The organism is Streptomyces sp. NPDC059524, from assembly GCF_042749255.1.
Taxonomy (GTDB): Bacteria; Actinomycetota; Actinomycetes; order Streptomycetales; family Streptomycetaceae; genus Streptomyces; species Streptomyces xanthii.
Map to the genome: position 1 here is coordinate 1 of NZ_JBHYTK010000207.1, position 11,667 is coordinate 11,667.

Sequence of the window (11,667 nt, forward strand, 5' to 3'; positions counted from 1 at the left end):
GCGCGGGGCGCCCGAGCACCTCCCGTACCGCCTCGGCGAACGCGGCACCGTGGTCGGCGGCGACGCCGCCCGCCGAGCCGACCACCTCCGGGAGGGCGGAGGAGGCGCTGACGACGACGGGGGTGCCGCAGGCGAGGGACTCCAGGGCGGCGAGGCCGAAGGTCTCGGCGGGGCCCGGTGCCAGGCAGACGTCCGCGCTCGCCTGGAGCGCGGCGAGGGCGGCCCGGTCGGCGAGGTGCCCGAGGAAGGTGACCGGCAGGTGTCCGGCCGCGGCGCGCTGTTCGAGCCGGGCGCGCAGCGGCCCGTCGCCCGCGACGACGAGCCGGGCCGGGACCCCGGCGCCGCGCAGCGCGGCCAGCGCGTCGAGTGCGACTCCGGGGCGCTTCTCGACGGACAGCCGGGTGCACAGCACGAGGAGGATCTCGTGCTCGCGCGCGTACCGGGCCCGGACCGCGGCGTCGTGGCGTTCGGGCCGGCAGTGGGCGAGGTCGACGCCGAGGGGCGCCCGGACGACGTTGCGCGCGCCGATCCGGACGAACTCCCGCTCGGCCCACTCCGTCGTGCACACCACGCGCGCGTAGGCGTGCGCCGTGCGGGAGTTGAGCGCGTCGGCGGCACGGCGTGCGGCGGGTTCGGGCAGCCCCCAGGTGCGCAGCACGCCGTGGGCGGTCTCGTGGGAGACCATCACGGCGGGCACGCGCGCGCGGCGGGCCCATTCGCCGGTCCAGCGCAGGGTCGTGCGGTCGGACACCTCCAGGCGGTCCGGGCGCAGGCCGGCGAGGAGGCGGGCGGTGCGCCGCCGGTCGGTCAGGACGCGGTAGCCGCCGGTGCCGGGCAGCAGGGCACCGGGCAGGGTGATCACGCGGCCCTGTGCGGTGTCCTGATCCGTGTGGCGTTCACCGGGGACGACGAGGACGGGTTCGTGTCCGGCGGCCCGGTATCCGGCGCCCAGTTCGCGCAGGGCGGTGCGCAGGCCCCCCGAGGCGGGGGCGACGAAGTTCGCGAGGCGGACGATCCGCAGGGCGCCGCTCATGCCGCCACCGCCGCGCGGGCGTGGAGCACTTCGGCGTAGTGCTCCAGGAGCTGGTCGCCGACGGCCTCCCAGGTGCGTCCGGAGACGGCGGCCCGGCCCGCGCTCCCGTAGGCGGCGCGCAGGGCGGGGTCGGCGGCGAGGGACCACACGGCGTCGCGCACGGCGTCGGCGTCGCCGGGCGGCACGAGGAGCCCGGTGCCGCCGTGGCGGACGAGGTCGAGGGGCCCGCCGGCGGCCGGGGCGACGACCGGGACTCCGGAGGCCATGGCCTCCTGGACGGTCTGGCAGAAGGTCTCGTAGGGGCCGGTGTGCACGAAGACGTCCAACGAGGCGAAGAGGCGGGCGAGTTCGTCGCCGGTGCGGCGGCCGAGGAAGATCGCGCCGGGCAGTGCGGCGCGCAGCGGGGTCTCGCTGGGCCCGTCGCCCACGACGACGACCCGTACGCCGTCGAGGGCGCACGTGCGGGCGAGGAGTTCGACCTGCTTCTCGGGGGCGAGCCGGCCCACGTAGCCGACGAGCAGTTCCCCTCCGGGGGCGAGCCGGGCCCGCAGGGCGGGGTCGCGCCGCTCGGGCCGGAAGCGTACTGAGTCGACACCGCGGGGCCACAGGCGTACGCGGGGGACGCCGTGCGCCTCCAGGTCGCGCCGGGCGGCGCTGGACGGGGCCAGGGTGCGGTCGGCGGCGGCGTGCACGCTCCGCAGGCGCCGCCAGGCCGTGCCCTCCCCCGCGCCCATGTAGGTGCGGGCGTAGCCGGCGAGGTCGGTCTGGTAGACGGCGACGGCGGGGACGCGGTGCCGGGCGGCGGCGGCCATGCCGCGCACGCCGAGCACGAACGGGCCGGCCAGGTGGACGAGTTCGGCCCGGTGTGCGACCAGGGCCTGGGCGATGCGGCGGCTGGGGAGGGCGACGCGGACCTGGGGGTAGCCGGGCAGCGGGAGGGACGGGACGCGGACGACCGGGCAGGGGGCGCCGGCGTCCGCCTCGGACCCGGCGGCGGTGGCCGGGGCGACGACGAGGGGGTCGTGTCCGCGGGCGGCGAGGTGCCGTGCGGTCTGCAGGGCGCAGTGCGCCACACCGTTGAGGTCGGGAGGGAAGGACTCGGTCACGATGACGACACGCATACGGGTGTTGTCGCCGGGCCGGACGTGGTCGCGTCGACGTGGATCTTTCCTGGCGAGGAACGTCCCGTGAGCGTTGCGCGGCCCGGGGGAACGCCCCGGGAAACGCCAGGAGGCGGCCCCCCGACCGGCGGGCCACCTCCTGTGTCTCAGCGGCTCACAGGGCCGGTGCGTCGGGGCCGATGCGGCTGCGTACGGCCGTCTGCACCTCGGCCTCCTCGGCCGGATCGGCGGCGAGGCGGCGCAACTGGTCGACGACGCGGGCGTCGCCGGTCTCGGCGTGCCGTGCGGCGATCTCGCGGGTGGACTCCTCGCAGTCCCACAGGCATTCGACGGCGAAGCCGGCGGCGAAGGAGGGATCGGTGGCGGCGAGGGCGCGGGCGGCGCGGCCGCGCAGATGGGACGAGGCCGTCTCGCGGTAGACGTGGCGCAGCACGGGGGCGGCGCAGGCGATGCCGAGGCGGCCCGCCCCGTCGACGAGGGGCCACAGGGTGGGGGCGTCGTAGCCGTCGCCGCGGACGGCCTCGCGCAGGGCCCACAGGACGAGTTCGCCGTCCTGGGCGGCGCCTCTGCAGGCGAGGACGCGGCCGGCGGCGGCGCCGAGGGCGTCGGGGCGGCGGGCCCACTGCCGGGCGCGCTCGACGGCGGCGACGCTGCGCATCCGTTCGAAGGCGTCGAGGGCTGCGTCCACCACCGTGCGGGAGGGGCTCTCCACGGCGGCGGCGACGAGGTCGAGCACCTCGGGATCGTGCGCGTCGGCGAGGTAGCGCAATGCGGTGCAGCGGGCTCCGTCGTGGCCGTGGAGCGCGGCCCGCACGATCTCGGGCCGGTCCTCGGGGCCGGCGACGGCGGTCAGGCAGCGGGCGGCGGGCACATGGAGCAGCGCGCCGCGGTCGAGGCCTTCCTGCGCCCAGTCGAAGACGGCCTGGACGCTCCACCCGGGGCGGGGTCCGGCGGGCCGCATCTGGCGCTGCCAGCGGTCGAAGGAGCCGGCCTCCTGGGCGGCCCTTACGCGGGCGCCGACCTCGGGGCGCGGGTCCTCGGCCCACAGCCGCCAGGGGCGCGGCTCGAAGGCGTCGCGCACGGCGGCCACGAGCTCGGCCTCGGCGTGCTCGGGGTAGCGCGCGAGGACGGGCACGGCGAGGGCACGCAGGCCCGCGTCGTCGTCCCGCAGGGCGAGCTCGTCGAGCGCCCACGTCCAGTTCCCGCCGAACGCCGCGTACCTGCGGAGCAGTTCGAGCGCGTCCCGCCTGCCGTAGGAGGCGAGGTGGCCGAGGACGGCGAGGGCGAGCCCCGTGCGGGACTCGTCGGTGTCGACGAGGTCCTCGGGGTCGAAGAGGTGCCCCTCGATCTCCCCGAGCTCGCCGTGGAGGTCGAGGTAGAGACGGGCGTAGTACAGCGAGCGGTTCTCCACCTGCCAGTCGTGGCGGGGATCGCTCAGCACACAGTGATTGAGAGCCGCGAGCGCCTCGTCCCGCGGTGCCGTCAGCGCGTGCAGGGTGCCGTCGCCGCGGCCCCTCTGCAGCAGGCCGAGCAGCGTACCGCTGGGCGCTATGACCGGTTCGAACATGGGAAACAGCCTCACATCAAGCGTCGACGCAACCGGGAACCTGCAACTACCTGGTCACGCGACAACACGTCGGAGCGCCCGCCGTCTCTTGCTTGCTGTAGACCATCTCTCTGCCTCTCGTCCAAGGCCCGGAACCGGGCCGGTTACGGGCCGCGCGGCACGTGGGCACCACCTGCCCCGCCGTCGCGTCCGTAAATCACGCCGTCATCATGACCCAGCGGTTCCACCCACCGCGACCACATTTCCTGCACCCCCGTCGTGCCTGGTCAAAGCCGGTGCGTCAGGACGCTCCGAACAGTTCCAGGAGCTCCGCCTTACCGAACATCCGGGCCGTGTCGAGGGCCGAAGGAGTGCCCGCAGCGGGGTCGGCGCCGCCGTCCAGGAGAGCCCGGATCACGGCGTCGGCGCCCTTGAAGACGGCGCCCGCGAGCGGGGTCTGACCCTTGTCGTTGGCCCGGTTCACGTCGGCGCCGCGCGCCACGAGGGCCCGGACGGCGTCCTCGTGCCCGTGGTAGGCGGCGAGCATGACGAGCGTGTCGCCCCGGTCGTTCGTCAGGTTCGCCGGAACGCCCGCGTCCACGTACTTCGCGAGCGCGTCGGCGTCACCGCGGCGCGCGAGGTCGAAGATCTTGCCGGCCAGCTCCACGACCTCGGGGTCGGGGGCTTCGCTCATCTGCCGGACCGCCTTTCGTCATTCGTGCCTGGTACGGCCGTGCGGCCGTACGAGTGAATCGCCAGGGTACTGCCCGTCCGGGTACATGACCCGACCCCGTCGAGGCAAAGATCAACCAGTCCCCACACCCCGGCCCCGTCTCACCCCGCGAGGCATCGAACGGGTGAAATGAATAAATTTCCACCCGTTTGCACCTTTTGTCGTATAGATACATGCTGTGAGCCTGGAAGTACTCATGGTGACTGTCCCCACCAACCAGGAGAACCCTCATGATCCTGTCCATCTCGGGCGTCGTGCTGCTCGGCATCATCGTCTTCCTGTTCTTCCGCAAGGACGGACTGAAGGCCTCACACGCGTTCGTCTGCGCCCTCTTCGGCTTCTACCTGGCGGGCACGGCCATCGCCCCGAGCATCAAGGCGGGCGGGCAGAGCCTCGCCAGCCTGCTCGGCGGGATCAAGTTCTGACGGCCCACCCACCCGCACTCACCCCCAGGAGACCGACGTGGCCAGGCGTCCACTCCCCCGCATTCTGAGCACCGGCAGCGCATCCATCGCCCGGAGCCGGGAAATGGCACGGACGGCCGCCGACGGCGCCACCGACGTCCTCCATCCCCTCATCACGGTCACCCGTGGACTGCGCCGGCTGGCAGCCGCCGGGCGGCGCAAGTGGGTCGAGACCCCCAAGGACAAGCGCGGACCGCTGCTGTTCCTGGTGGGGGCCGTGATCCTGGTCGTGGTGTTCATCCCGTACGGGCCGCTGCTCGCGCTCATCGCGCTCATGGCGGCCGCCGGCTGGAAGGGCCGCGACCCCAAACCGCCGGTGCAGACCGGCCCCGACGCCTCGCAGGTGCAGCGCCTGAGCGCGGTCTACGAGGCACTCGTCCCGTACTTCTCGGTCCCCGAGGACCCGAGCCCCCTGTACGCCCACGGCGGCGCCTGGGAGCAGGCCTTCGAGACGTACGACTTCGACGGGGACGGTCGCTTCGACCGGCTCTCGATCCGCTACCCCGCCTACTTCACCGACGGCGAGGCGGAGTCCCGCGCCCGGATCGAGCAGCTGCTCCACGCGAAGCTCGGCCGGGGCCGCGAGTACCACTTCCAGTGGGACGAGGAGGGCAACCACCTCACGGTGACCGTCCTCGCCCCGCTCACCACCAAGATCGCCGCCCAGCACTTCGTCACCTCCCCCGGCGAGACGGTGCTCGGCTTCACCGACGGGACCGCCGTGCAGCGCACGCTCCCCGTCCTGGACGGCGACGAGCAGCGCGACGTGCCGCCCGTCGTCTGGCGCACCGGACCGCGCTCCACGGAGCCGCACCTGCTGATCGCCGGCCGCCCCGGCAGCGGCACCACCTCCCTGATGCGCTCCGTCGCCCTCCAGGCGCTGCGCCACGGCGACGTGCTGGTCGTCGAGGGCGGCGGCACGGGCGACTACGCGTGCCTGGTCGGGCGCTCCGGGGTGCTCGCCGTGGAGTGCGGCCTCGCGGGCGCGCTCGCCAGCCTCGAATGGGCCGCGCACGAGACGGAGCGCCGGCTCATCGCGGCGAACCGGGCCCGGCAGGCCGGACACCCGGTGCCGGACGACGTGCGGCGCCCGCTGTGGATCCTCCTCGACCGCCCCGGCGCCCTCGGGCACCTCGCGGCGGCCGACGGGCGCACGGACCCGCAGACGCTGCTCCAGGTCCCGCTGCGGCACGGCCGGGCGGCCGGGGTCACGGTCGTCGTCGCGGAGCAGCTCGACAGCCTCGACGCCCTGAGCGAGCCCGTGCGGCAGCACACCCGCGCGCGCGTGCTGCTCGGCCCGGCCTGCGACGAGGAGATGCGCGAGGTCCTCGGCACGCTGCCGCGGACCACTCCCGCGGACGACGTCCCGGCCGGCCGCGGCTACGCCCGCCTCGGCACGGGCCCCGTCCACCGCCTCCAGGTGCCTGCCACCTCGGACCCGTACGACGACGCGACGAGCGAGACGCACCGGCAGGCGGTGCTCGCGCTGCTGCCCGAGCGGGTCACGCCCGGCGACAGCGCCGTCGAGTCCGTGCCGGAGCCGGGCGTCGCGGACGAGGCCGAGGCGCTGGCCGAGCGCTAGAGGAAGGTCCTAGGCGATCAGGGTGCGCGGCACGTCCCCGCCCGCACCCTGACCGTCGCGGACGAGCCGGGCCGCCGCGGCGAGCCGCAGCGCCGCCTCGTCGGCCACCGCCCCGCCGACCGTGAACGGCAGCCGTACGTAGCCCTCGAACGCGCCGTCGACGCCGAACCGGGGCCCTGACGGGACCCGCACCCCGACCCGCTCCCCCAGCGCGGCCAGGCGCGAGCCCGACAGGCCGCCGGCCTTCACCCAGAGCGTGAGTCCTCCGTCGGGCACGTCGAACTCCCAGTCGGGCAGCTCCCGGCGCACGGCCGCCACCAGCGCGTCCCGGTTCTCCCGGGCCTGGCCGCGGCGCAGCTCGACGGCCTCCTCCCAGCCCCCGGTGTGCATCAGCCAGTTCACGGCCAGCTGCTCCAGGACCGGGGTGCCCAGGTCCGCGTAGGCGCGCGCGGCGACGAGGCTGCGGATGACGTCCGGGGCGGCCCGCACCCAGCCGATGCGCATGCCCGCCCAGAACGCCTTGCTGGCCGAGCCGACCGTGATCACCGTGGAGCCCGCCGGGTCGAAGGCGCACACCCGGCGCGGCATCTCCAGATCCGGGTCGAAGTACAGCTCGGTCATGGTCTCGTCGACCACGAGCACGGTGCCGGCCGACCGGGCGGCGTCCACCAGGGAACGGCGCCGCTCCTCGTCGGCGAGCGCCCCGGTGGGGTTGTGGAAGTCGGCCACCACATAGGCGAGGCGCGGCGCGGCGTCGCGCAGCACCTGCCGCCACCGGTCGAGGTCCCAGCCGCCGAGCCCGTCCGCCATGGCTACGGGCACGAGCCGCAGGCCCGCCTCCTTCATGAGCTGCAGGATGTTCGCGTACGAGGGCGACTCGACGGCGACGCGTTCACCGCGACCCGCGAACAGGTGGCAGATGGCGTCCATGGCTCCCATCGCGCCGGTGGTGACCATGATCTGCTCGGGCATGGTCGGGATGCCGTGCGCCGTGTAGCGGTCGGCGATCATCGAGCGCAGCGCGGGCAGCCCGGCCGGGTAGTCGCCGTGCGTGTGCGCGTACGGGGGCAGCTCCTCCAGGGCGCCCTGGACGGCGCGCGTGAGCCAGGGTTCGGGGGCCGGCAGGGCCGCGGTGCCGAGGTCGATCATCGAGCCGAGGGCCTCGGGCGGCAGCGGCTCCAGGCCGCGCGCGGGCAGCGGGTTGCCCGCGGGCACGGCGGTCCAGCTGCCGGCTCCCCTGCGGGACTCCAGGAAGCCTTCGCCGCGCAGCGCTTCGTAGGCGGCGGCCACGGTGGTGCGACTCACGGAGAGCGCGACGGCGAGCTCGCGCTCGGCGGGCAGCCGGGTGGCGACCGTGACCCGGCCCTCCAGCAGGAGCAGCCGGATCCCGTCGGCGAGGGCGCGATAGGCGGGCGGGCGCTTGGCGCCGGTGCCGGCCGGCCGCGGCTGCTGCGAGGTGAGCAACCGGGCGAGCTGGGCCGACCCGATCGCCGAAGTCCACTGGGCCATGACGTCCAGTCCACCTTCCCGGAATTGGCCATGGTTGGCATCCACTTCCGAGCCACAGAGTGTCATGAGCCAGTCCACCACCACTACAGGGGGCACTTCTTGTCCGGCTCTCCCGGTTCTCCCGGTTCTCCCGGCTCTCCCGCTTCTTCGGGTTCCTCCGGTTCTTCCGCGTCGTCCGGCGGCTCACTGGTCCGCCGACTCGTCCAGCTGTACGTGGGCCTGGTCCTGTACGGCGTCAGCTCGGCGCTGCTCGTGGAGGCGGGGCTCGGTCTGGAGCCGTGGGGCGTGCTGCACCAGGGGCTGACCGAGCTGACCGGCATCTCCATCGGCGTCGTCTCCATCATCGTGGGCGCGATCGTGCTGCTGCTCTGGGTGCCGCTGCGCCAGCGGCCCGGCCTCGGCACGGTCTCGAACGTCTTCGTGGTGGGCCTGGCGATCGACGGCACGCTCGCCGTGGTGCCCGACGTGCACGCGCTCGCGCTGCGCGTCCCGCTCCTCGTGGCCGCGATCGTGCTGAACGGCGTGGCGACGGGCCTGTACATCGCGGCCCGGTTCGGTCCGGGCCCGCGCGACGGCCTGATGACGGGCCTGAACCAGCGCACCGGCCGCTCGATCCGCCTGATGCGCACGGTCGTCGAGGTCACCGTCGTCGCCACCGGCTTCGCCCTGGGCGGCACGATCGGCGTCGGCACGGTCGCCTACGCCCTGGCGATCGGCCCGCTGGCCCAGTTCTTCCTGCGCGTCTTCGCCGGCCCCACGTCCCCGGGCGGTTCCGGAGTGGTCGCCGGCTCGTCATCCGTCCGGGCGATACTGCGCAAGTGACCGAGCCCGTACGCCACCCCTATCTCGACCATCCCGGCCCGCTCGCCCTCGCCCATCGCGGCGGGGCGGCGGACGGCCTGGAGAACACCGTCGCCGCGTTCCGCCGCGCCGTCGGCCTCGGCTACCGCTACATCGAGACGGATGTGCACGCCACCGCCGACGGGCGGCTCGTCGCGTTCCACGACACGACCCTGGACCGGGTGACCGACGGGCACGGCCGGATCGCCGAGCTGCCGTGGGACGATGTACGCCACGCGCGCGTGGCGGGCCGCGAGCCGGTGCCGCTCTTCGAGGAACTCCTGGAGACCTTCCCCGACGTCCGCTGGAACGTGGACGTGAAGGCGGAGCCCGCGCTCGCCCCGCTCCTCGCCCTGATCGAGCGCACGCGCGCGTGGGACCGCGTCTGCGTCGGCTCCTTCTCCGAGTCCCGCGTCGCCCGCGCCCGCACCCTGGCGGGCCCACGCCTGGCCACCTCGTACGGCACCGCGGGCATCGCGGGCCTGCGGCTGCGCTCCTACGGGATGCCGGCCCCGCTGAACCGCGCGGCGGTGTGCGCGCAGGTGCCCGTCGCGCAGTACGGGGTGCGCGTGGTGGACCGGCGCTTCGTGCGCACCGCCCACGCGCGCGGGCTGCAGGTGCACGTGTGGACGGTGAACGAGGAGAGCGAGATGCGACGCCTTCTCGCGCTCGGGGTCGATGGCATAGTTTCCGATCACATCGAGACGCTGCGCGACGTCCTCAAGGACCTGGGCACCTGGGCCTGACGCGGGCGGCGTTCCAGGACCACGGGGACTGCGAGGGGGCACGGGTGGGGACCGAGACCGTGCGGGACACGGGGCCGGGCGCCGAGGCGCTCGCCGCACGCCGGCGCGAGCAGCGCGGCTGGTACTTCTACGACTGGGCCTGCTCGGTGTACTCCACCAGCGTCCTGACGGTGTTCCTGGGGCCGTACCTCACCTCGGTCGCCAAGGCCGCGGCCGACGCGGACGGCTATGTGCATCCGCTCGGGATCCCGGTCCGCGCGGGCTCGTTCTTCGCCTACTCCGTCTCGCTCTCGGTGATCCTCGCGATCTTCGTGATGCCGCTCGCGGGCGCGGCCGCCGACCGGTCGGGCCGCAAGAAGCCGCTGCTCGCCGTCTCCGCGTACACGGGAGCGGCGGCGACGACCGGGATGTTCCTCCTGGACGGCCACCGCTATCTGCTGGGCGGCGTCCTCCTGGTGGTGGCGAACGCCTCGCTCGCCGTCTCGATGGTGCTCTACAACGCCTACCTGCCGCAGATCGCGCCTCCGGAGGAGCGCGACGCGGTCTCCACGCGCGGGTGGGCGTTCGGCTACGCCTCGGGCGCGCTCGTCCTCGTCCTCGACCTGGTGCTGTACCTGAACCACGACGCCTTCGGCGTCTCGGAGTCGGCGGCGGTACGGATCTGTCTGGCCACGGCGGGAGTGTGGTGGGGTGCGTTCACCCTGGTGCCGTTGCGCCGTCTGCGGGACCGGGGAGCCGCGGACGCGCCCGCGCGCACGGCGCCGGGGCTGCGCCAGTTGAAGGCCACCGTGATGGACATGCGCCGCCATCCTCTGACGCTGTCCTTCCTGCTCGCCTATCTGGTCTACAACGACGGCGTGCAGACGGTGATCTCGCAGGCCTCCGTCTACGGCTCCGAGGAGCTGGGGCTCGAGCAGTCCACGCTCATCGTGGCGGTGCTGCTCGTGCAGGTCCTGGCCGTGGTGGGTGCCCTCGCCATGGGGCGGCTGGCCCGCAGATACGGCGGCAAGCGCACGATCCTGGGCTCGCTCGTGGCGTGGACGGTGACGATCGGGGCGGGCTACTTCCTCCCGGCGGGCGCGCCCGTGTGGTTCTTCGCGCTCGCGGTCGGGATCGGCCTGGTCCTGGGCGGCACGCAGGCCCTGTCGCGGTCCCTGTTCTCGCATCTGGTGCCGGCCGGCAAGGAGGCCGAGTACTTCTCCGCGTACGAGATGAGCGACCGGGGCATGTCCTGGCTGGGGCCCCTGGTGTTCGGGCTCGCCTACCAGCTGACGGGCAGCTACCGGGACGCGATCGTGTCCCTGGTGGCGTTCTTCGCGCTCGGCTTCGTGCTGCTCGCGCGGGTGCCGATGCGGCAGGCGGTGCGCGACGCGGGCAATCCCGTACCCAGCAGGATTTAGCGCCGGACGCCAAAGGCCGGTAGTGTACGCGGTTGGCCTGCCAGGCGTACCGTTACTGCACGTCAAGTCTGACAAACGCTAGGTGACATCTGGTGTCAGATGTGACAAACCGGGCGCAGGTGGGTACAACAAGGGGCGGCTACGACGGCGACGCATGACCCGGAACGGGAATCTTTACCGCCGACCGGACGTTGACCGGATGACGACGACAGCGACACCTGTCCTGTGGGCGACAAGCCCGGGAGGCACGATTCATGAGTGAGCGAGCTCTTCGCGGCACACGCCTCGTGGTGACCAGCTACGAGACGGACCGCGGCATCGACCTGGCCCCGCGCCAGGCCGTGGAGTACGCATGCGAGAAGGGGCATCGCTTTGAGATGCCCTTCTCGGTGGAGGCCGAAATTCCGCCGGAGTGGGAGTGCAAGGTCTGCGGGGCCCAGGCACTTCTGGTCGACGGTGACGGCCCTGAGGAGAAGAAGGCGAAGCCCGCCCGCACGCATTGGGACATGCTGATGGAGCGGCGCACCCGCGAGGAGCTCGAAGAGGTCCTCGAGGAGCGTCTGGCGGTGCTGCGCTCGGGCGCGATGAACATCGCGGTTCACCCGAGGGACAGCCGCAAGTCCGCGTGACCCTGCGGGATCCCGCAAGCAGTTCGTTCAAACGGCCTGGGGCCGGACACACACCGTGTGTCCG

Annotated in this window: 11 protein-coding genes; 6 read left to right on the forward strand and 5 right to left on the reverse strand. The window is 73.8% G+C overall.

Annotated features, from left to right (window positions below; translation table 11 throughout):
• From ACFW9D_RS35170 to ACFW9D_RS35185, 4 genes are all read right to left on the reverse strand, one after another.
• A partial coding sequence (locus tag ACFW9D_RS35170; protein ID WP_384628979.1) for a glycosyltransferase occupies positions 1-1,033 on the reverse strand: 1,033 nt, incomplete at its 3' end.
• A complete protein-coding gene (locus ACFW9D_RS35175) occupies positions 1,030-2,154 on the reverse strand; it encodes a glycosyltransferase family 4 protein (RefSeq protein ID WP_384628982.1) in 1,125 nt (374 codons plus the stop codon). The genes ACFW9D_RS35175 and ACFW9D_RS35170, both read right to left, overlap by 4 nt.
• A 154-nt stretch (positions 2,155-2,308) precedes the next feature.
• On the reverse strand, positions 2,309-3,721 hold the full coding sequence (locus ACFW9D_RS35180; RefSeq protein WP_384628985.1) for a HEAT repeat domain-containing protein: 1,413 nt from the start codon (positions 3,719-3,721) through the stop codon (positions 2,309-2,311).
• A gap of 280 nt (positions 3,722-4,001) precedes the next feature.
• Positions 4,002-4,394 (reverse strand): ankyrin repeat domain-containing protein, encoded by a 393-nt coding sequence (locus tag ACFW9D_RS35185; protein ID WP_188340085.1) that lies wholly within the window; start codon positions 4,392-4,394, stop codon positions 4,002-4,004.
• 269 nt (positions 4,395-4,663) lie between these two features.
• Here ACFW9D_RS35185 and ACFW9D_RS35190 point away from each other — a divergent pair, with 269 nt between their 5' ends.
• Positions 4,664-4,858 carry a hypothetical protein gene (locus ACFW9D_RS35190; protein ID WP_188340084.1) on the forward strand — a complete coding sequence of 65 codons (195 nt, stop codon included), beginning with the start codon at positions 4,664-4,666 and terminating at the stop codon, positions 4,856-4,858.
• 37 nt (positions 4,859-4,895) lie between these two features.
• Positions 4,896-6,479 carry a hypothetical protein gene (locus tag ACFW9D_RS35195; protein WP_188340083.1) on the forward strand — a complete coding sequence of 528 codons (1,584 nt, stop codon included), beginning with the start codon at positions 4,896-4,898 and terminating at the stop codon, positions 6,477-6,479.
• Positions 6,480-6,488: 9 nt separating this feature from the next.
• On the opposite strand, the gene ACFW9D_RS35200 is transcribed toward ACFW9D_RS35195, so the two are convergent.
• Positions 6,489-7,988 (reverse strand): PLP-dependent aminotransferase family protein, encoded by a 1,500-nt coding sequence (locus tag ACFW9D_RS35200; RefSeq protein ID WP_384628989.1) that lies wholly within the window; start codon positions 7,986-7,988, stop codon positions 6,489-6,491.
• A 99-nt stretch (positions 7,989-8,087) separates the two neighbouring features.
• Between ACFW9D_RS35200 and ACFW9D_RS35205 the strand changes: the two genes are divergently transcribed.
• From ACFW9D_RS35205 to ACFW9D_RS35220, 4 genes are all read left to right on the forward strand, one after another.
• Positions 8,088-8,810, forward strand: coding sequence for a YitT family protein (locus tag ACFW9D_RS35205; RefSeq protein ID WP_384628992.1), 723 nt, complete (start codon positions 8,088-8,090; stop codon positions 8,808-8,810).
• Positions 8,807-9,574, forward strand: coding sequence for a glycerophosphodiester phosphodiesterase (locus ACFW9D_RS35210; protein ID WP_384628995.1), 768 nt, complete (start codon positions 8,807-8,809; stop codon positions 9,572-9,574). The genes ACFW9D_RS35205 and ACFW9D_RS35210 overlap by 4 nt, the downstream gene beginning before the upstream one ends.
• 44 nt (positions 9,575-9,618) lie before the next feature.
• Positions 9,619-10,974 carry an MFS transporter gene (locus ACFW9D_RS35215; RefSeq protein ID WP_384628998.1) on the forward strand — a complete coding sequence of 452 codons (1,356 nt, stop codon included), beginning with the start codon at positions 9,619-9,621 and terminating at the stop codon, positions 10,972-10,974.
• A gap of 254 nt (positions 10,975-11,228) precedes the next feature.
• Entirely contained in the window at positions 11,229-11,603 is a 375-nt protein-coding gene (locus ACFW9D_RS35220; protein WP_003977404.1) for an RNA polymerase-binding protein RbpA, read from the forward strand.
• Positions 11,604-11,667: the final 64 nt, after the last annotated feature.